We start from the raw sequence: 19552 nt of genomic DNA, 5'->3' as shown, positions 1-19552 counted from the left end.
TAGGCCAGTCGTCAAAACTCCCCGGAAATGGACGTGCGGCGGCCCGTAGGCTGGAGGCATGACCACGACGGGGGAAGAGCGCGCCGAGGTCCCGCCGCCGAGGGCGGGGCCGTTGTGGTGGGGTCGGGTGCGCAGTGCGGTACTGGACGTGAGTCTGGGTGTCGTATCGGCGCTGGAGTGCGGGATCGAGGGGGTTCGGTTCGCGGGGGATGCCGGGATACCGGTGGCCGCGGGGGTCGTGTTCGGGGTGCTGGCGGGGGCGGTGCTGGTGCTGCGGCGCCGGTGGCCGATCACCGTCGTTCTGGTGTCCATCGCCGTGTTGCCCGCTCAGATGGGGTTTCTGCTGGGCATCGTCGGGCTGTACACGCTCGCCGCTTCCGAGCTGCCGAGGCGGATCATCGCCTCGCTGGCCGGGATGTCGTTCGTCGGGACGTTGATCGTGACGTTCGTGTGGGTGCGGCAGGGCGTGGACCGGGGGGATCTGAGTTTCGGGGACTGGGTGGTCCCGTTCGCCTCGCTCACCACGGCTCTCGGCGTGACCGCGCCGCCGCTGCTGCTCGGCTTGTACGTGGGGGCGCGGCGGCGGCTGATGGAGAGCTTGCGGGAGCGCGCGGACAGTCTTGAGCGGGAGCTTCAGCTGCTCGCGGAGCGGGCGGAGGAGCGGGCCGAGTGGGCGCGCAACGAGGAGCGGACGCGCATCGCACGCGAGATGCACGATGTCGTCGCTCATCGGGTGAGCCTGATGGTGGTGCATGCCGCCGCGTTGCAGGCGGTCGCCCGCAAGGATCCCGAGAAGGCCGTGAAGAACGCCGCACTCGTCGGCGACATGGGCCGGCAGGCGCTGACCGAGTTGCGGGAGATGCTCGGGGTGCTGCGCAGCGGGGGTGTGGCTGCGGAGAAGGTCCAGCGGGCGGTCGTGCCCCTTGCCGCTGTGGGGGCCGCGGCCGCCGCGGCGGCGGACCGGGAGCGGGTCGGCGGGGACGAGTCGGCCGCCGAGGGGCCGTGTCTGTCCGAGTTGGACGAGTTGATCGGGCAGTCCGCCGCCGCGGGCATGGTCGTGGATCTGTCCGTGGAGGGCGAGACCCGGTCCTATGCGCCGGAGATCGAGCAGACGGCGTTCCGGGTGGTGCAGGAGGCGCTGACGAACGTCCACAAGCACGCGGCGGGTGCCAAGACGCATGTGCGGCTCGCGCATCGGGTGTCCGAGATCGCGATGCAGGTGGAGAACGAGCCGCCGCCGGAGTTGTCGTCGGCGTCGTCGGTGCGGTTGCCCTCGGGGGGCAATGGCCTGGTGGGGATGAAGGAGCGGGTCTCGGCGCTGGGCGGGGTGTTTGTGTCGGGGCCGACGGACGCGGGCGGTTTTCGGGTGTCGGCGGTGATTCCGGCCGCGTAGTCGCCGTGGCGCCCGGTGGGTCAGCCCGCGGTCAGGCGTACCGGTTCTATGCCGGTGACGAGGCCGGAGAGGGCCTGGTCGATATCGGGGCCGAGGTACCAGTCGCCGGTGTGGTCGAGGGTGTAGACGCGGCCTTCGGCGTCGATGGCGAGGAGGGCCTGGGTGTCCGTCTCGGCACCGAGCGGGCAGACCTCGGTGTCGAGGGCGCGGCCGAGGTCGCCGAGGGTGCGGGCCATGTGCAGACCGTGCAGCGGGTCGAAGTGGAGGCTTGCGGGCGCGACCTGGCGGCCGGGGCCGGTGGGCGCGATGTGCAGGCCGCCGAATTCGGCCCAGGCCTCGACCGCGGCAGGGAAGACGGCGTGACGGTGACCGGCGGGTGATGCGTGCTCGCGCAGGGTGTCGGCCCAGACCTCTGCTTGTTTGATGTCCCAGCGTCCGGGCTGCCAGCCGGCGGCGCGCAGGGCGGCGTCGACGGGGACGGGGAAACGGGTGGTGGAGGTGCGGTCGGTGTGCATCTGCCCTTGGTTCGTCGGCGCCTACGGGATGTGCGGGGGGTTGATGGGCGGCGGGTGTGCTGTGGCGGGGGCGGGGTGATCAGCCGTCCGCCGTGGCCGGGTCGACGATGCGGACGCCGAAGTGGTCGCTGAGGGCGGTGCAGGCGCGGCAGGGTGCCGCGAAGCTGCCGTGCAGGGGGTCGCCGTCCTCACGGATGCGGCGGGCGGTGAGCTTGGCCTGCTTGAGGACTTTGCGCGCTTCGCCGTTGGTCATGGGTTTGCGGGCGGCGCGTTTGCTGCGGGCGGCGTCCGCGGTGGCGATGTGGCGTGAGATGAGGATGGTCTCGGCGCAGCGGCCGGTGAAGCGGTCGCGTTCGCCGCTGGTCAGGGTGTCGAGGAAGTCCTGCACGAGGTGATGCAGTTCGGGGGGCTGGTCGCCGCGGGCGGCGGTGCCGGTGAGGGTGGCGCCGCGGACGGAGAGGGCGGCGGCGACGGTGGGGAGTATGCCGTCGCGGCGGTGGCGAAGGGCGGGGGCGTGGGGGTTCTCGGTGGCGCTCCAGCCGATGCGGGGGTCCCCGGACCTCGCCGCGTGTGGCCCTGTTTGCGTCGCGTTCATGATCATCATCCCCTCCCGAGCATCCCCCGGGCATGCTCTCGGACGTCACAGAGTGCCAAATGCCGTGGCGGGTGCGGAAGCTGGGGCGACGCGACACGCCCGGGTTTGGGCAGGCTGTCACGGCAGGGTGACGGCTGGTCACGGAAGCGGAGGGGGGTGTGACCGGCGCCGGTGACCGGTGTCCTCGTACCGCATAGGCTGTCGGCACCGCTTTCCATGCGATGACGCGTGGGCGCAGACGAGACAGTCGATACGTGGCGTTGTGACCGAGAGTGGTCATGCTGGCGCGTATCAGAACGCCGCAGGGGGCAACCGCCATGACGACAGGTCGGCTCGGGCAGCAAGCCGCGCCGCCGAACGCGGCCTACGCCGGGCAGGTCGTGCATTTCCCGGATCCGGTACGGGCGTCCCGTCACCCGAGAGGGGTACGCGTCGACGAGCGTGGTTACCCCGACTTCTCGCCGTACGCGCGCGCGGCGGTGGAGATCGCGGAGCCCCCGGAGGGTTTCGGGGTCGACGAGTTGCGGCTGACGGACTATGTGTCGGCGAACGCGGCACTGGCGGCATCGGGGCACGAACTGTGGGACACCGTCCCCGCGGTGGCGACGCCGCATGGCTGGACCTGGCATCACGTGGTGGGTTCGCGGCGGCTGGAGCTCGTTCCGGTCGAGGTGAAGGCGTTGCTGCGGCATCACGGCGGGATCGCGACGTCGGCGGTGGACCACCACAAGCGTGGGACGCGGCCGTTGCAGGAGACGCGGCCCGCGCACTTCCGGCTGCCGAAGTCGGGTGTGGCGGTGACGGAGGCGCAGGCGCTGGGTGTCGAGGAGGATCTCGGATACCGGCTGCCGGGTGCCTATCGGTCCTTTCTGAAGGCGGCCGGCGGGTGTGCTCCGGTGGGGACGGCGCTGGACGCGGAGCTGGGGTTGTTGATCGACCAGCCGTTCTTCACGGTGCGGGACGAGGCGGCGGTCAATGACCTGGTCTACGTCAACAAGTGCCTGCGCGATCATCTGACCAAGGACTACCTGGGTGTTGGTTTTGTCCAGGGTGGGCTGCTGGCCGTGAAGGTGAAGGGCGAGCGGATCGGTTCGGTGTGGTTCTGCGCGTACGACGACGCGCGGGACGTGGATCCCTCGTGGCCGCCGGCCGACCGCGTGGAGCGGCTGCTGGTGCCCTGCGGTGAGGACTTCGACGCGTTTCTGTCCCGGCTGGCGGGTTCTCCGCCGGAGTTGGAGACGGTGGCGAATCTGATGGTCGACGGTGGGTTCGCGCGTGCGGTGCCTGCCGTGGCCGCGGCTGTGGGGGAGTGAGCTTCGCGATGGTGACGTTCGCACAGGCGCAGGAGCGCGCCGAGGAGTGGATCAACGGGGATGTGCCGTCGTACCAGCACCGTGAGGTGCGGGTGCGGGAGTTCGAGCGCGGGTTCGTGGTGTGGGGCGAGGACCGTGCGGACGGGCCGCGTTCGGACGCCGGCGCGCAGCGGCTGGTCATCGCCCGGGACAGCGGCGAGGCCACGCTGTGGCCGGCGCTGCCGGTGGGCGAGGTGATCCGCCGCTACGAGGAGGAGTACGGCCGTGTCGCGGCCGCGGAACCGGCGCCGGCCGCTCCGGCGCGGGTGGATCTGAACCAGACGTCGTTCCTGCTGACTCCGCCGGAGTGGCTGCAGGAGGCCGCGGACCGGTTGGGGGCACCTGAGGGGCGGGACGGGGACGGCAGTTCGGGGTCGGGCGATGCCGAGGCCGGTGCCGGGCCGCTTCCTGAGACGTTGGGCGGGCCCCCGGTGGGGGTCGGCTCGGCGGCCGGCTCTTCGCCGGCTCCGCCGCCCGGGGCGCCCGGTGTGCCGGTCGGGGCCACTCCCTGGGCCGGGACGGACACCAACGCCGATGTCGGTGAGGACCGTTCCGTGCCGTTGCCCGAGACGGTGTTCGCGCCGCCGTTGAGCGGCGACGACAGTGTGCCGCCGGACGCCAAGACGGCGCTGATGTCGGGTGGCAGCCAGCTGCCGTCGACGGCCGTGTCACCGGCGCTCGACGATGCGAACGGGGCCGGGGCGCCGCAGGGCGGTGCGGCGGCTTCCGGACCGGGTGGCGCGTCTTCGTACGGGTATCCGCAGGGACCCGGTGCCGGTGCCGGTGGTCCTGGTACGCCGCCTCCGCCGGGTGCGCCCGCGCCGGGTTCGACGCCGCCGCCCGCGCCTTCCTACGGCTACCCGCAGGCTCCGGGCGGTCCGGGGCAGCCGCCCGCGCCGCACGCTGCGGACATCGCCGACGCCGCCACGAGCAAGGCGGCGCCCCCTCGGCCTCGGAGTGGGGCGACGCCGCCTCCGCCGCCGGGTGCGCCGGGTGTTCCGGGTGCGCCGGCCGGGAGTACGCCTCCCGCACCGCCGTCGGCCCCGGGTGCTCCGGATGCCTCGGGTGGCGGGTACGTGCCCACGCAGCTCGTGTCGGCGCTCGGGCCCGAGGGGCCGGAGGGCGCTGCCGGGCCCGGGGCTCCGCAGGGTCCCGGTGTCCCGAACCCGCCTGGCCCGTCTGGCCTTCCGCAGCCGCCCGGTGCCCCGGGTGCGCCCGGTATGCCCGGCGCGCCGCAGCCTCCTGGCGCGCCCAACCCGCCCGGCACGCCCGGCGGTACGCCCCCGGGTGGGGTGCACCATGCCGCCACCGTCCTGGCCGACCCGAACCGGATGGGGGGTGCGCCGCAGCCTCCGGGTGCGCCCGGTGCGCCCGGTGCTCCTGGGGCGCCCAACCCGCCCGGCCTCCCCAACCCGCCTGGTACTCCGGGTGCCCCGGGCATGCCTGGCGCGCCGCAGCCTCCGGGCTTCCCCGGGGCGCCGGGTGCCCCCGGTGCTCCGATCCCGCCCGGAGCCTCCGGCGGTGCGGGAGGTGCCGTACACCACGCCGAGACCGTGCTGTCCGGACCCCCGGTGGGCGGTCCCGGCATGCCTCCGCCGCCGCAGGCCCCAGGTGCGCCGCAGCCTCCGGGCGCTCCCGGCATGCCGCCGGGTGCCCCCGGTATGCCCCCGGCGGGACCGGGGATGCCGCCTCCCGGCGCTCCCGGTGCCCTCGGCACGCCTGGTGCCCCGGGCATGGCCGGCGCACCTCAGCCCCCCATGCCGCCGGGCGCCGTCGCGCCGCCCCTCGGGCACGCCGGGCCCGGCCAGCCCGCCCCGGGCCAGCCGTCGTACGGCTACCCGCCGCAGCCCACCGGCCAGCCGACCGTCGGCCCCGGCTACCAGGCTGTCCTGCGCTACCGCGCGCAGGACGGCTCGGAGCAGCAGCTGATCCGGCGTTCGGCGCCGGGTACGCCGCACCCGGAGTGGCAGATCTTCCATGAGCTGCGGGGCATGAACGTGCCGTCGGACCAGGTCCTGGAGCTGCACACGGAGTTGGAGTCGTGCGAGCTGCCGGGCGCGTACTGCGCGCGGATGATCCGGGAGCAGTGGCCGCAGGCGCGCATCACGTCGATCGCGCCGTACGGCACGGATCACGCGAGCCGGCAGCAGGGCATGCAGCAGCTGCTCGCCCACCAGGGCGAGTTGCACGAGGTCGCCGACGGCCCCGCCCGTCCGGCACCGGTGCGCGCGCCGCTGCCGCAGGTGCAGGCCGCGCCGCCGATTCCGCCGGAGGGCGTGGCGCAGGAGCTGGCGGGGGCGTTCGGGCCGGGCATCTTCCGGTTCGAGCAGGCCGCCGTGTCCCGGCAGGGCGTACCGCCGCTCGTGGCGCACTGCCTGGTCGTCGGCGGGCTGCCGATGGACATGGGCCCGTTCTTCTGGGCGCAGGCCCAGCCGGGGCGGCCCGTTCCGACGCTGGCGGAGCTGGCGCAGGAGCGCGGGGTGCAGCCGGCGCCGGACGCGGGGTCGTACCTCGTCATGGGCAGCGACTTCGGCAAGGCGATCTGTGTGCAGTACGGCACGGCGAACATCGTCGCCGTGCCGGTGGAGGCCGGCCCGGGCGGTGCGCCCGTACCGCCGCAGTTCGTGAACACGGGCCTGCCCGAGTTCCAGCGCTGCCTGGCGCTGCTCGGCCGGATGTGGCGGCTTCGCTTCGGCCTCAACCAGGAGCAGGCGGGCCGCTGGACCGTCGACTTCCAGGCCCAGCTCGCCGCCTTCGACCCGGCGGCGCTCGGCTCGCCGGAGAGCTGGTGGTCGGTGCTGCTGGAGCAGATGTGGGACGGATTGCTGTGACGCCGCCCGACTGGTTCGCCCGACTGTCCGTCGTGACCCCGACCGGCTGCCGCTGACGGCGGCGGCGGGCGGGGCGTAAGGGGCCGGCTCCCGGTTGTACGACCGGGAGCCGGCCCCTTCGTATGCCCCCTGCCGTGCCTCTCTGCCCCCTCCCTGGGCTCCCCCATGCCCGGAGTGTCGCGTTATGAAGGCCTCCACCCGATACATCAAGATGTGCGCTAAATCATCATTTTCGTATCCGGCCGGCCGAGAGGGGTTCTCAGGATGAGCAGCGCACCGGTCTCGCTCCACGACTTCGTGGTCGTACGAGGGCGTGGCTACCGTCCCGAACAGGTCGACGCCTATGTCGACGCCCTCTTCCACGACCGGGACGCCGCCTGGGAACGGGCCGCCCGGCTCACCGTGCTGGCCAAGGAGATGGAGACCGAGGCGGAGCGGCTGCGGGAGGCGGTGGCGGAGCTCGGCCCGCAGACGTACGAATCGCTGGGGGAGAGCGCGCATCGGCTGTTCGAGTTGGTGCGGGAGGAGGCCGAGGCCCTGACGGAGGGCGCACGGCAGGAGGCTCAGCGCCTCAAGGACGAGGTGCAGACGTGGGTGAACGGTCTGCGGGACGCCGCGCAGGCGCACGCCGACGCCCTGGTCGCGGAGGCCGACGAGTACGCCGATGAGCGGCTGGTCGCGGCACGTGCCGAGGCGGACGAGATCCGGGTCGCGGCCCGGCGCACGGTGCGCGAGGAGCGCGGCCTGGAACTCCTCGCGCTGCGCGAGCTGCGGCATCGGACCACCCGGATGCTCACCGATCAGGCCAGGGACCATGGCGAGCGGTGGGCCGAGTTCCGGCGGCAGGCCGACGAGCGGCGGACCGCGCAGAGGACGTCGGAGGACGAGCGGCAGACCCGGGCCGAGGCGTCGTTGGTCGAGGCGAAGCAGATCTTCGCGGACGCCAAGATCTCGGCCCGGCGGGCCGAGGAGGAGGCGCAGGCCCGCGCGACCGAACTGGTCACGCAGGCCCGGGAGCGGTCGGACGAGATCGCCCGGGAGACGGAACAGGTGCTGCGCGAACACGGGGAGATGTGGGACGACGTACGGACCCACATCGGCCAGATGCGCAACAGCCTCACGGCACTCACGGGCCAGACCGCGCTGGAGTGACCGACGGCGGCACCGGCCACGGAACCGGCCGTGCCACCGCCCCCGCCGCCGACCACCCGAGGCCGCTCAGTTCCCCCTGCGCACCGCCCCCGCCAGAATCCAGCCCTCCACGGCCTCGTACTGCCGCCGTTGCTCCTCCGACTGCCGCCGTCCCGACACGACCGTCCCCAGCCACCCGAGCAGGAACCCGGCCGGGATCGACACCAGCCCGGGTGTCGTGAACGGGAACCAGTTGAAGTCGGCCTCGGGGAAGGCTGCCACCGGCGATCCGGAGACCAGATTGGTCCACGGCATCAGCACCAGCACCACCGCCGAGCCGCCGATCAGGGTCCACAGCAGGCCGGCCCTGGTGTACCTGCGCCAGAAGAGGCTGTAGACGAGGGCCGGCGCGATGGCCGAGGCGCCCAGCGTGAAGGACAGGGTCACCAGGGGCTGCAGGCTGCGGTGCTGGACCATGGTCGCCAGCACGATCGCGGGGACGCCCACCGCCAGCGCCGCCAGCCGCGCCAGGGCCATCTCGCGGTGTCCGGACAGCTCCCGCATCCGTGTGGCGAACAGGTCATGCGCGAGGGAGTTCGCGCAGGCGAGGATCATGCCCGCCACCGAGGCGAGCACGGTCAGGAAGATGGCCGTGGTGACCGCCGTGAAGAGCAGGCTCTCCGCGGTCGAGACCTCGGCGCCGAACACGGCCCTGGAGCCCAGCAGATACGCCGTGTTGCCCTGCGGATCCGCCCCGGCGATCACCTCCCGCCCGATCAGCGCCGTCGCCCCGAAGCCGACCACCGTGATCACCAGCACGAACAGCGCCACGCTCGACACCGCCCAGGACATGGACCTGCGCACCTGACGCGCACCGGTCGCCGTGTACATCCGCATGGTGATGTGCGGCAGAACCGCGCCGCCGAGGACGACCGCGAGCTGGGAGCTGATCATGTCCAGGCGCGGATACGGGCTGCCCGCGAACTGAAGCCCCGACTCCAGGAACGCCGAGCCGACGCCGCTCTGCTCGGCCGCCGCGTTGAACAGCGCGCCGGGGTCCCAGTCGAACCGCCGCAGCACCAGCAGGGCGACCACGGCGCCCGAGCCGAGCAGCATCACCATCTTCAGGATCTGGATGAGGGCCGTGCCCTTCATCCCGCCGATGGCCGCGTAGCTGATCATCAGCACACCCAGCCCGATGACGCACCCCGTCTTCAGGGAGTCGCTCGAGAACCCCAGGATGAACGCCAGCAACTGCCCGGTCCCCGCCAGCTGCACCAGCATCAGCGGCACCAGCGCGGCCAGCGTCACCGCGCACGCGGCGATCCGTACGCCCCGCCCCGGCATCCGGCGCGCCAGCGCGTCGCCCATCGTGAACCGGCCCGCGTTGCGCAGCGGTTCGGCCAGCAGGAACATCAGCAGCATCAGCGACAGGGCCGTGCTCAACGCCAGCACGATCCCGTCGTAACCGCACAGCGCGACCACACCGGTGGTCCCGAGCACGGTGGCCGCGCTGATGTAGTCGCCGCCGATCGCCAGGCCGTTGCGCATGGGGGACAGGGAGCTGTAGCCCGTGTAGAACTCGTCGAGGTCGTCCCGGTCCGGGCCGGTCATCACGCAGAGCAGCAACGTGATGGTGACGACGACACAGAACGCGACCAGCGACATCGCCTGCGCGTCTCCGCTGAAGTTCGTCATCGGCCCGCTCCCCTCTTGCCGGCCTCACGCTTGGCTTCCACCGCGGCCTCCTTGCGGATCCGGTCCGCGATCGGGTCCACGTAACGGCGGGCGGTGTGCTCGTACAGGCCTATCGCCAGCCAGGTGACGGGCAGTTGCAGCAGCGCGAGCAGCAGCCCTGCGGGCAGGCCGTCGGTGACCGTGCTGGTCATGAACCCGGGCGCGAAGGCGGACAGGATCAGGAACAGCGTGAAGTACCCGAGCGCGGTCAGCGTCGCCACGCGCCGCTGCCAGCGGTAGGCGCTGCGCAGGATCCGCAGGTCGCTGTGGTGCCCGAGGGGAGGGTGGTCGGGGGTTCGGTGCCGTGCGGATTCGGGTGGGTGGGGTGGGGCGGATGGCTGCCACGGATAGGTGGCGTACGAGGGAGGTGGAGACAGGGGTGGCTGGAACCGTTCGTAGGGTTCGTATGGGCCTTGTCGGTCGTACGGGTCGAACTGGTCTTGCCGGCCGTACCGATCGTGCGGGTATTGCGGGTCGTGCGGGGAGGACATCCCGGGACTCCTTGCGTGGCTCGGGTCCGGGTTGGCGGACCGCAGGGAGGTGGGGGGCGGGCGAGCCACGCACGTTACTGCGGAGTACTGACAAACGCGAGGGTTTCAGCAAACTGAGTGGTCGGTACGCGCTTGCTATGCGGAACCGTGTCTGACCTGGGGTGTTACCGCCGTTAACTCAGACTTTTGAAGTGCCTGTGCTGCGACTGAGGGCGACGACCGCATTACTTCAGGTGCACCAGCCCGACGGTGCCGGGCACCTCACCGCCACCGTCGAGCCGCGCCCCGAACGTCAACCGACGGTCGACCCTCCGACGCACCGGCCGCCCCGCCACGATCACGAACTCCACCCCGACCCGCCCTCCCGCGGGCACCCACACACGCGTGGCGGACCCGGTCGCGGGCCGGACCGACCAGCCCGCCCCCATCGCCTCCGCCGCGACACGCACGTACCGCCCCGAGCCGCCGAAGTTGTAGACATCGAGGCTCATGCGCGTACGACGGCCGAGACGGTATCCGTAAGGCGGCGGCGCGTCGCCGTTGTCCTTGCCGGGAGCGGCATTGCGGGCGGAGTAGCGCTGGCTGAGGACGATGTGCTCGGCCGGGGAGAGGCAGCCGGGCCGGCGACGGATCCCCGCATCCGCCTCGCCTCCGTCGGAAGGACGGGCCCGCGAGACGAGGTAGACGGGATCCGGCGAGGCGACGACCTCCGAGCCCGACTCGGTCATCCGGCGCCCCATGACGTCGTACGCCACCCCGGGCACCCCCGGCACCCGCACGCGCGCGTGCCGCTCACTCCACACCACGGTCACCCGCTGCCCGCACCCGTCGTCGAAGACGAACCCCCGCACCCCGGCGGGCAGCTGGCGCACCGGCCCCCTGAAATGCGCGGCGCCCAGCAGCGAAGTCAGCGCGGCGAAAGCGCTGTACGCGGGAAGCGGCCCGAAGTCCCGGTCGAACAACCCGAAATAGACGCCGTCGTCGTGCAGCGGCGGCCCCGCGAACCAGAACTGCCGACCGTTCCCGGCGGCCAGCCCTTCCACCATCGAACGCACGAGGTACCGCGCCTGCACCCGCTCCTGCGCGGCGGACAGATCCCCCGGCGTGGTCAGGAAGGCCCCGCACTCGGTCATCCACAGCGGTACCTCCCCAGCCGCCCCGTGCCGCCGGGCGAGTGCGTGCTGCTCGTCCGCGGCACCGGGGAACTCGGGCTCGTCCTGCTCCCACGGATCCGGATACCCGTGAAAGGCCCACACATCGGCGTACCGGACCACGTCGTTCGCCAGCATCAGGTCCTGGAAAGGCCCGGCTTGCGCGATGCCGGGCAGGACGACCAGCGGCGGCTCGTCGCAGGCGTCCTTGATGCCCAGCGCGGCCGCTTTGACGAAGGCCGCGTGGGCGTCGCCGGTGCTGCTGGTGGTGTCGACGTCGGGTTCGTTGGAGAGCTGGAGCGCCTCGGGGCAGGCCAGTGCGAGGCGGCGGGCGTAGCGGTACGCGTGACGCAGGTCTGCGGGGAGGGGCAGCGAGGCGTCGGTCATCGCCCACTCGGGGGCGGGGGAGAGCACGTCCAGGACGGCGAGATCGTGGGCGCGGAGGACACGGGTGGCCCGGTCGTGGTGCGCGGTGTCGTACACGCCGGGCGCGGGTTCGGCGACCGGCCAGGACTGTCCGTCACGGATCCATCCCGCACCCATGTCGCGTACGGCGGCGGCGAATTCGGGCAGCCGGGAGGGCGGGATGAGGGAGGAGGCCCAGAGGTTGACGCCGAAGCGGTTGGCGGTCACGTCGGTGGTCCCGGAGCGACGGCGGGCGGGAAGGCGGGCGAAGGTGCCGGTCGTGCCGTCATCCGTGCGGATGCGGTAGTGGCCGGGCGGGAGGTCGGCCGGGAGGGCGACGGTGGTGGTCCTGCGGCCTGCGGGGATGGCCGTGCGGCCGGCGGCGACCCGTTGGCCGAAGTAGTCGGTGACGGCGTAGTGAACGGGATGCGGGCGGGCGGCGCGGCCATTGAGGGTCAGGCGCAGACGAGCGGGCTCGCCGACGCGGTGACGGGAGACGGATGCCTGGCAGAGAGCGAGACCTCCGGGCAGGGGGCGCAGGAGAAGGTGGTCCAGGGACAGGACGTACATGATGCTGTTGTCAAGGATCGTCGGCTCGACGACTCGTAAGCAGAACGCGTTGCCCCCGCCGCGGAGTTCCCACGAGCCGAGATCCAGTACGGACAGGTCTCCCCAGGCGGGTGGGGACGCGTACCAGTGGGGTTGCGAGCGGGCGAGCTCGCTGAACGGTCCGTCGTTCACCGAGAGCTGGAGGTAGGAGCCGACCGCTTCGGTGTGCGGGGTCTCGACGGGGGCGATCGCCACAGCGGTCAGGGCGTACCGCCCCGCCTGCGGGACGCGGACGCGGTAGGTGGCGTACCAGCCGGTGTCCGCCGGGGGTTGTCCGGTCGTCAGCAGAGCGAGGTGGCGGCCGCCGGAGGCGCGGCGGTCGCGGGCGACAGGGATGTTGGTGCGGGTAGGGGACTCGCCGGGGACCGTGATCGCCGCCGGGCCGGCCGCGTGTGCGGCGCCCCGTCGGGTGCCGCCCGCCGCCGTCACCGCCGCAACGAGCCCTGCCGCCATCGCCGTTCGCCTGTTGAGGTCCATGACTTCAGCAGACAGGGGCGGACCGGGGAGCACGTCATACGGGAGGGCGGACGGTCCCGGAGAAGGTGTGCGGGGTGGGCCCTAGGGGCCGACGGAGGCGCAGGTAGGGTGCCGAGGGCGTCCCGGTGATCAGTCATTCGGGCCCACGCCGGTTCCCCCACCGAAGGACAACGCAGTTCCGTATGGCCGACTCCCGCACTGTCCCCCGCACCCGAGGCCCGGTGGCCAGGGTGTTCCTCTGGCTCGGCGGCGGCGTCATCGCCTTCGCCGCCACCTTCTGGGTGGTCACCGCGACCACCGATCTCGCCCTCTCCGTGGGCGTCTACGGAACGCCGGGCACGTACAAGGTGGCCAGCTGCCACGACACCGATGCCAGCCGTAAGAACTCCGACATCTCCTGCTACGGCGACTTCACGCCGGACGGCGGCGGCGCGGACGGCGCGGTCTATGTACGTCTCGAGGACACGGGGCACGACTACCCGGACGGCACCGAGTTCGCGGCGCGGCAGGGGCTGGAGCCGGAGACGATTCAGCGGGCAGGGATCCGCGGTGTCACGGACGAGCTGTGGCAGATCGGATTTGCCGCGGCCATCCTCTGCTGGCTCGCGTACATGGCCGTACGGCCGCCCCAGTCGGGCCGGCCGAACCCGGGCCGGGTGCTCTCGCGGCGCGAGAAGGTGGCCGAACGGCTGATGGGCGGAGTCGTCGTCTGCGTCGGGGTGGGCGTGCTGGGCTTTCTTGCCGGCCTGGTCGAGGAGATCGCTTTCTAGCCCTTTCTGGCCCTTTCTAGCCCTGAGGGAGAAGCGCGCGTCGATAGCGGACCCCGGGCTCACTCGAGATCGTCACGTCCCCCACGGCGATGAAGGCGTTCCTCTCCAGCACGGTCCGGGACGCCAAGTTGTCGAGCGTGGTCTTCGCGACCAGCGACGTGAGCCCGTACGTCGTAGGGGCCACCCGGCACATCTCCGCCACCGCCGCCGTGGCGACGCCCTTGCCGGCTGCGAACTCGCCGACGCGATAGCCGAGTTCGGCCGACCCTTCCTCGACGTCGACCAGGTTGATCCGCCCGACGAGACGTCCTCCGTCGTCGAGTACGACGTGGAAATGGCAGACCCCGGCGTCCTGTTCGGCCAGCAGCGCCTCGTGCCGGGCCGCGAAGCCCGCGGGGTCGAAGTACGTGTCCCCGCGGTCCGGCACCGTACGGGCGAAGTACTCCCGGTTCTCGCGCTCGAAGGCCAGCACGGCGTCCGCGTGGTCGGCGCGCAGGCGCTCCAGGGTCAGCATGGGGAAAGGGTAGGTGAGGGCGTCGGGGACGTGTCCGACGGGGGAGGAGCCCGGGACACCGCCACTCGGCACCCCTGGCCTACGCCCCCCCGAGGTCAGCGTCCGTCCTCCTTGACGCCGTCGGTGACGCCCTCAACGACTCCCTCGACGACGGCGTCATCGGGGGCCCGGTCATCGGCCTGATCGCCGACCTCCTTGAGCACCGGGAAACGCCGCGGCGCCAGCAGCAACAGCACCAGGAAGGCCAGCGCCGCCGCGCAGGACGCGCCCAGATACACGGCGTGCACCGCGTCGGCGATGGCCCTCCTGGTGGCCTCCGGGGCCCTGCCACCGGAGTCCAGTGCCCGGGTCACCGAGTCCAGGTCGCCCGCCCCGCCGAGCCGTGACGCCAGTACGCCGTTGGCCACCGCGCCGAAGACCGCCGCGCCCACCGTCTGGCCCGTCTGCCGGCAGAACAGCACCGAGGCCGTCGCCGTGCCCCGCTCCGACCAGCCGACCGTCGACTGCACGCCGACGATCAGCGGCAGTTGGAACAGCCCCAGCGCAGCTCCCAGCAGCAGCATCAGCAGCGTCGGCTGCCAGGCCTGACCGGGATACGGCAGGAACAGGAAGGCCAGCAGGATCAGGGAGGCCGTTCCGATCCCCAGCATCGCAGTGTTGCGGAAGCCGATCCTTCGGTACACGTGCTGACTCAAGGCCGCCGACACCGGCCAGCTCAACGTCCAGACGGACAGCACGAATCCGGCCGCGACCGGCGCCAGTCCGAGGACGGCCTGGGCGTACGTGGGGAGGAACACCGTAGGTGCCACCATCAGCAGGCCCAGCGCACCGAGCGCCAGGTTCACCGCCGCGATCGTCCGGCGCCGCCACACCCACCCGGGGATGATCGGTTCGGCCGCCCTGCGCTCCACCATCACCACGACCGCCACGAGGGCGAGTCCCATACCGAACAGGGCGAAGGACGGTCCCGACAGCCACGGCCACGCCACCCCGCCCTGCACCAGCGCCGTCAGCAGCACGCCCCCGCACGCGAACACCGCCAGCGCGCCCGCCCAGTCGACACGCGCGCGCGTACCCGTCCTCTCCCGCTCCGGCTCGTGCAGATGACGCGCGATCAGCCACAACGCCACCGCCCCTATGGGCAGGTTGATGAGGAAGATCCAGCGCCAGTCCGCGTACGCCGCCAGGACGCCGCCCACCCCCGGTCCGGCCACCGCCGACAGCGCCCACACCGTGGACAGCTTCGACTGGATCTTCGGGCGCTCCTTGAGCGGATACAGGTCGGCGGCCAGCGTCTGGACCGTGCCCTGCAGGGCGCCGCCGCCCAGTCCCTGCACGATCCGGAACGCGATCAGGGCCCCCATGTTCCAGGCCACCGCGCACAGCAGCGACCCCAGCAGGAACACCGCCGCGCCCGCGATCAGCACCGGCTTGCGGCCGAAGGTGTCGGAGAGCTTGCCGTAGACCGGGAGGGTCACCGTGACGGCGAGCAGATAGCCGGAGAAGAGCCAGGAGAACACGGAGAAGCCGCCGAGGTCGCCGACGATCTGCGGTACGGCCGTGGAGACGATGGTGGCGTCGAGCGCGGCCAGCGCCATCGCGAGCATCAGGGCCGCTACGACGGGCCCCCGCCGGTCGGTTCCGGTGCGCCGTGCGGTGTCGCGTATCGCGGGTCTCGTACTGCCCACCGGGGTCCTCTCCTGTTGCTTTCCCCTTGCACCTATCTGCCGCCGAACAGCTTCCCACTTGAACCTGACGCCGCGGGAGGGTGGAGGCTCGATGCGTCCGAGGGTGGAGACAACCCCGACGCGCGCTCCACCGAAGGGTGGACGGCCCCTAGGGGGACCTCCGTACTAGGTCTCGGGGAGGGTTGGTACCGCCGGAGGACGAGAGGGCACGGGGTGCGTCCTTAACCTGGCTTTATGCCGCTGGGGGGCGGCTTTCCGAACCTGTGGGGGTGGGGTTTTCCCCCGCACAAGACGGGGCCGGGCACCAGCGCGCCGGGCCCTCTCCCACCACGAGACTGACCGTCGTAGCGGTTCTCGTGACCGACCTGCTGACCGACTTAGGAGACATACCGTGACATCGGCTGTGACCATTCCCAGGCACGGGGGTACTGGAGGGCGTACGGCCGTTGCCGCGCGGGCGCGGCAGGTCGTCAAGGCGTACGGGTCGGGGGAGACCCGTGTCGTGGCCCTGGACCATGTGGACGTGGACATCGCGCGGGGTCAGTACACCGCGATCATGGGTCCCTCGGGGTCCGGCAAGTCCACCCTGATGCACTGCCTCGCCGGGCTCGACACCGTCACCAGCGGCCAGATCCACCTCGACGACACCGAGATCACCGGGCTGAAGGACAAGAAGCTCACGCAGCTGCGCCGGGACCGGATCGGCTTCATCTTCCAGGCGTTCAACCTGCTGCCGACGCTCAACGCCATCGAGAACATCACGCTGCCCATGGACATAGCGGGCCGCAAGCCGGACAAGCAGTGGCTCGGTCGCGTGGTCGACACAGTTGGACTTTCCGACCGACTCAAGCACCGGCCCACCCAGCTCTCCGGCGGCCAGCAGCAGCGCGTCGCCGTCGCCCGCGCCCTGGCCGCCCGGCCGGAGATCATCTTCGGTGACGAGCCGACCGGAAACCTCGACTCGCGCGCGGGCGCAGAGGTCCTCGGCTTCCTGCGGCGGTCCGTGGACGAGCTCGGGCAGACCATCGTGATGGTCACGCACGACCCCGTCGCCGCCTCGTACGCGGACCGGGTGCTGTACCTCGCCGACGGACGCATCGTCGACGAGATGTACAAGCCGACCGCCGACGCCGTCCTGGACCGCATGAAGGACTTCGACGCCCGGGGGCGTACGTCATGACCGTCCTGAAGACGTCCATGCGCAACTTCTTCGCGCACAAGGGGCGCATGGCCCTGTCGGCGGTGGCGGTGCTGCTGTCCGTCGCGTTCGTGTGCGGGACGCTCGTGTTCACCGACACGATGAACACCACGTTCGACAAGCTCTTCGCCGTCACCTCCTCCGACGTCACCGTCAGCCCCAAGGAGGCGAAGGACGAGGACAACGGTTCCGGCACCGGCAAGCCCGTCTCGCTGCCCGCCTCGACCGTCGAGCAGGTCGCGGCCGTGGACGGCGTCAAGGACGCAGAGGGCTCGGTCGGCTCGTCGAGCGTGACCGTCGTCAACTCCGAGAACAAGAACATGGGTTCCTCCACCGGCGCTCCCACCATCGCCGGCAACTGGACCAGGAACGACCTGAAGTCCATGGAGATCGCCTCCGGGCACGCCCCGCGCGGACCCACCGAGGTCATGGTCGACGCGGACACCGCGGACAAGCACGACCTCAAGCTGGGCGACGAGTTGCGCACCATCGCCGCCACCGGCGACATCCGCGCTCGGATCGTCGGCATCGCCTCCTGGAAGGTGACCAATCCGGGCGCGGCCGTCGTCTACTTCGACACCGAGACAGCCCAGCGCACCCTGCTCGGCGCCACCGGCCGCTTCACGCAGGTCTCCGTCACGGCGGCCGCCGGAGTGAGCGACGCGCAGCTCAAGCAGGACGTCGCGCAGGCCCTGGACGGCACGTACAAGATCCAGACGGCCAAGGAGAACGCCGACGAGAACCGCAAGGACGTCGGCGCGTTCATGGACGTCATCAAGTACGCCATGCTCGGCTTCGCCGGGATCGCGTTCCTGGTCGGCATCTTCCTGATCATCAACACCTTCTCGATGCTGGTCGCCCAACGCACCCGCGAGATCGGCCTCATGAGGGCGATCGGCTCCTCGCGCCGGCAGGTCAACCGGTCGGTGCTGGTGGAGGCGCTGCTGCTCGGCTTCGTCGGTTCCATCCTGGGCGTGGGTGCCGGTGTCGGTATCGCGGTCGGCCTGATGAAGCTCATGTCGATGGCCGGCATGAACCTCTCCACCGACGATCTGACGGTGAAGGTGACGACCCCGGTCGTCGGCCTGATCCTCGGCGTCGTGGTCACGGTGCTGGCCGCCTACCTCCCGGCCCGCCGCGCGGGCAAGGTCTCCCCGATGGCCGCACTGCGCGACGCCGGTACGCCGGCCGACGGCAAGGCGGGCTGGGTACGCGGCCTGATCGGGCTGCTGCTGGCCGGCGGTGGCGCCTTCGCGCTCTACGCGGCCGCCACCGCCGACAAGGCGAGCGACGGGGCGCTGATGCTGGGCGGCGGTGTGGTGCTGTCCCTGATCGGCTTCGTGGTCATCGGCCCGCTGCTGGCGGGCGCGGTGGTCCGGGTGATCAGCGCGGTCCTGCTGCGGGCCTTCGGACCCGTGGGCCGCATGGCCGAGCGCAACGCCCTGCGCAACCCGCGCCGTACCGGCGCCACGGGCGCGGCCCTGATGATCGGCCTCGCGCTGGTGGCATGTCTGTCGGTGGTCGGCTCCTCGATGGTCGCCTCGGCGACGAGTGAGCTGGACAAGTCGGTGGGCGCGGACTTCATCGTCATGAGCGAGCAGCAGGACTTCGTGCCGCAGGCCGAGAAGGCCATGCAGCAGACGCCCGGCCTCGCCCACGTCACCCGTTACAAGGACGTCGACGCCACCCTGACCTCGCCGGACGGCAAGACCGACGACAGCGGCATCACGGCCGCCGACCCGACGTACGCCGAGGACCTGCGCCGTACGACCACAGCGGGCACGCTTTCCGCCGCCTACGGCAAGGACGCCATGTCGGTCGGCTCCGACTACGCCAAGAAGCACGGCGTACAGGTCGGCGACACCATCGACGTCGCCTTCAAGGGCGGCGACACGGCCGAGCTGAAGGTCGCGGCCATCACGGACGACGACACCGCCATCGACCAGGGCGCTCGCTACATGAGTATCGAGACCCTGTCGAAGTACCTCCCCGCCGACCGGATCCCGCAGAACGTGATGATGTTCGGCAAGGCGAAGGACGGCCAGGAGGAGGCGGCGTACGCGGCCCTGAAGAAGTCGCTCGACGGCTATCCGCAGTACCAGGTCCGCGACCAGACCGACTACAAGGAGGAGCTGAAGGACCAGGTCGGCCAGCTCCTGAACATGGTCTACGGCCTGCTGGCCCTGGCGATCATCGTGGCGGTCCTGGGCGTGGTGAACACCCTCGCGCTGTCGGTGGTCGAGCGGACGAGGGAGATCGGCCTGCTGCGCGCGATCGGCCTCTCCCGCCGTCAGCTGCGCCGCATGATCCGCATGGAGTCGGTGGTCATCGCCCTCTTCGGTGCCCTGCTCGGTCTGGGGCTCGGCATGGGCTGGGGCGCGACCGCCCAGAAGCTGCTGGCTCTGGAGGGCCTGAACGTCCTGGAAATCCCGTGGCCGACGATCATCGGAGTCTTCATCGGCTCGGCGTTCGTGGGGCTGTTCGCCGCACTGATCCCGGCGTTCCGGGCGGGCCGGATGAACGTACTGAACGCGATCGCGACCGAGTAGCCGGGCGGTCGCCCGGCCCGATTGACCACCGCGGACGGGGGTTGCGGGGGAGGGGCCCGGGGGGGGGGGGGGGGGGGGGGCGCACAGGAGCGCCTCCCTTTTGCTTTTGGTGGGGCTCTCCTCTCTTTTTTTTTTTTCTCTCCCCT

Annotated in this window: 14 protein-coding genes; 7 read left to right on the top strand and 7 right to left on the bottom strand. The window is 71.6% G+C overall.

What is annotated here, in order from left to right; translation table 11 throughout:
* Window positions 1–58 precede the first annotated feature (58 nt).
* The gene (locus ACFQ6S_RS24035; RefSeq protein ID WP_383413304.1) at window positions 59–1393 is read left to right on the top strand and encodes a sensor histidine kinase; all 1335 of its coding nucleotides are present in this window, start codon (window positions 59–61) and stop codon (window positions 1391–1393) included.
* A gap of 20 nt (window positions 1394–1413) precedes the next feature.
* Here ACFQ6S_RS24035 and ACFQ6S_RS24030 read toward each other — a convergent pair whose 3' ends face one another.
* Together ACFQ6S_RS24030 and ACFQ6S_RS24025 are read right to left on the bottom strand one after the other, a co-directional pair.
* The gene (locus ACFQ6S_RS24030) at window positions 1414–1908 is read right to left on the bottom strand and encodes an SUKH-3 domain-containing protein (RefSeq protein ID WP_383413302.1); all 495 of its coding nucleotides are present in this window, start codon (window positions 1906–1908) and stop codon (window positions 1414–1416) included.
* Window positions 1909–1987: 79 nt separating this feature from the next.
* Window positions 1988–2512, bottom strand: a complete 525-nt coding sequence (locus tag ACFQ6S_RS24025) for a YwqJ-related putative deaminase (protein WP_383413299.1) — start codon at window positions 2510–2512, stop codon at window positions 1988–1990.
* A 308-nt stretch (window positions 2513–2820) separates the two neighbouring features.
* Between ACFQ6S_RS24025 and ACFQ6S_RS24020 the strand changes: the two genes are divergently transcribed.
* From ACFQ6S_RS24020 to ACFQ6S_RS24010, 3 genes are all read left to right on the top strand, one after another.
* Entirely contained in the window at window positions 2821–3816 is a 996-nt protein-coding gene (locus ACFQ6S_RS24020; protein WP_383413297.1) for an SMI1/KNR4 family protein, read from the top strand.
* An 8-nt stretch (window positions 3817–3824) separates the two neighbouring features.
* Window positions 3825–6686, top strand: coding sequence for an SUKH-4 family immunity protein (locus ACFQ6S_RS24015; protein WP_383413294.1), 2862 nt, complete (start codon window positions 3825–3827; stop codon window positions 6684–6686).
* 264 nt (window positions 6687–6950) lie between these two features.
* Entirely contained in the window at window positions 6951–7838 is an 888-nt protein-coding gene (locus tag ACFQ6S_RS24010) for a cellulose-binding protein (protein WP_383413291.1), read from the top strand.
* A 66-nt stretch (window positions 7839–7904) separates the two neighbouring features.
* Here ACFQ6S_RS24010 and ACFQ6S_RS24005 read toward each other — a convergent pair whose 3' ends face one another.
* From ACFQ6S_RS24005 to ACFQ6S_RS23995, 3 genes are all read right to left on the bottom strand, one after another.
* Complete coding sequence (locus ACFQ6S_RS24005; RefSeq protein WP_383413289.1) at window positions 7905–9515, bottom strand: cation acetate symporter; 1611 nt, start codon at window positions 9513–9515, stop codon at window positions 7905–7907.
* Window positions 9512–10045: a DUF485 domain-containing protein gene (locus tag ACFQ6S_RS24000; protein WP_383413287.1), complete on the bottom strand. Its 534-nt coding sequence runs from the start codon at window positions 10043–10045 to the stop codon at window positions 9512–9514. The genes ACFQ6S_RS24005 and ACFQ6S_RS24000 overlap by 4 nt, the downstream gene beginning before the upstream one ends.
* 224 nt (window positions 10046–10269) lie before the next feature.
* On the bottom strand, window positions 10270–12687 hold the full coding sequence (locus tag ACFQ6S_RS23995) for a hypothetical protein (RefSeq protein WP_383413283.1): 2418 nt from the start codon (window positions 12685–12687) through the stop codon (window positions 10270–10272).
* A gap of 182 nt (window positions 12688–12869) precedes the next feature.
* Here ACFQ6S_RS23995 and ACFQ6S_RS23990 point away from each other — a divergent pair, with 182 nt between their 5' ends.
* The gene (locus tag ACFQ6S_RS23990; protein WP_383413282.1) at window positions 12870–13457 is read left to right on the top strand and encodes a hypothetical protein; all 588 of its coding nucleotides are present in this window, start codon (window positions 12870–12872) and stop codon (window positions 13455–13457) included.
* 16 nt (window positions 13458–13473) lie between these two features.
* On the opposite strand, the gene ACFQ6S_RS23985 is transcribed toward ACFQ6S_RS23990, so the two are convergent.
* Together ACFQ6S_RS23985 and ACFQ6S_RS23980 are read right to left on the bottom strand one after the other, a co-directional pair.
* Complete coding sequence (locus tag ACFQ6S_RS23985) at window positions 13474–13971, bottom strand: GNAT family N-acetyltransferase (RefSeq protein WP_383413279.1); 498 nt, start codon at window positions 13969–13971, stop codon at window positions 13474–13476.
* A gap of 95 nt (window positions 13972–14066) precedes the next feature.
* Window positions 14067–15659, bottom strand: coding sequence for an MFS transporter (locus tag ACFQ6S_RS23980; protein ID WP_383413276.1), 1593 nt, complete (start codon window positions 15657–15659; stop codon window positions 14067–14069).
* Between the two features lie 391 nt (window positions 15660–16050).
* On the opposite strand from ACFQ6S_RS23980, the gene ACFQ6S_RS23975 reads away from it, so the two are divergent.
* Window positions 16051–16839, top strand: a complete 789-nt coding sequence (locus tag ACFQ6S_RS23975) for an ABC transporter ATP-binding protein (RefSeq protein ID WP_383413273.1) — start codon at window positions 16051–16053, stop codon at window positions 16837–16839.
* The gene (locus ACFQ6S_RS23970) at window positions 16836–19406 is read left to right on the top strand and encodes an ABC transporter permease (protein ID WP_383413270.1); all 2571 of its coding nucleotides are present in this window, start codon (window positions 16836–16838) and stop codon (window positions 19404–19406) included. Before ACFQ6S_RS23975 ends, ACFQ6S_RS23970 begins: the two co-directional genes overlap by 4 nt.
* Window positions 19407–19552: the final 146 nt, after the last annotated feature.

Origin of the sequence: Streptomyces sp. NPDC056479 (genome assembly GCF_042795335.1) — a bacterium.
Taxonomy (GTDB): domain Bacteria; phylum Actinomycetota; class Actinomycetes; order Streptomycetales; family Streptomycetaceae; genus Streptomyces.
Note: the sequence above shows the minus strand (reverse complement) of the source record. Positions and strands in the feature narration are given on the sequence as shown.

Excerpts from the sequence above, each read along its gene's own strand:
- ACFQ6S_RS24035 (WP_383413304.1), top strand. The coding sequence starts at position 59 with ATGACCACGACGGGGGAAGAGCGCGCCGAGGTCCCGCCGCCGAGGGCG.
- ACFQ6S_RS24030 (WP_383413302.1), bottom strand. The coding sequence starts at position 1,908 with ATGCACACCGACCGCACCTCCACCACCCGTTTCCCCGTCCCCGTCGAC.
- ACFQ6S_RS24025 (WP_383413299.1), bottom strand. The coding sequence starts at position 2,512 with ATGATGATCATGAACGCGACGCAAACAGGGCCACACGCGGCGAGGTCC.
- ACFQ6S_RS24020 (WP_383413297.1), top strand. The coding sequence starts at position 2,821 with ATGACGACAGGTCGGCTCGGGCAGCAAGCCGCGCCGCCGAACGCGGCC.
- ACFQ6S_RS24015 (WP_383413294.1), top strand. The coding sequence starts at position 3,825 with ATGGTGACGTTCGCACAGGCGCAGGAGCGCGCCGAGGAGTGGATCAAC.
- ACFQ6S_RS24010 (WP_383413291.1), top strand. The coding sequence starts at position 6,951 with ATGAGCAGCGCACCGGTCTCGCTCCACGACTTCGTGGTCGTACGAGGG.
- ACFQ6S_RS24005 (WP_383413289.1), bottom strand. The coding sequence starts at position 9,515 with ATGACGAACTTCAGCGGAGACGCGCAGGCGATGTCGCTGGTCGCGTTC.
- ACFQ6S_RS24000 (WP_383413287.1), bottom strand. The coding sequence starts at position 10,045 with ATGTCCTCCCCGCACGACCCGCAATACCCGCACGATCGGTACGGCCGG.
- ACFQ6S_RS23995 (WP_383413283.1), bottom strand. The coding sequence starts at position 12,687 with ATGGACCTCAACAGGCGAACGGCGATGGCGGCAGGGCTCGTTGCGGCG.
- ACFQ6S_RS23990 (WP_383413282.1), top strand. The coding sequence starts at position 12,870 with ATGGCCGACTCCCGCACTGTCCCCCGCACCCGAGGCCCGGTGGCCAGG.
- ACFQ6S_RS23985 (WP_383413279.1), bottom strand. The coding sequence starts at position 13,971 with ATGCTGACCCTGGAGCGCCTGCGCGCCGACCACGCGGACGCCGTGCTG.
- ACFQ6S_RS23970 (WP_383413270.1), top strand. The coding sequence starts at position 16,836 with ATGACCGTCCTGAAGACGTCCATGCGCAACTTCTTCGCGCACAAGGGG.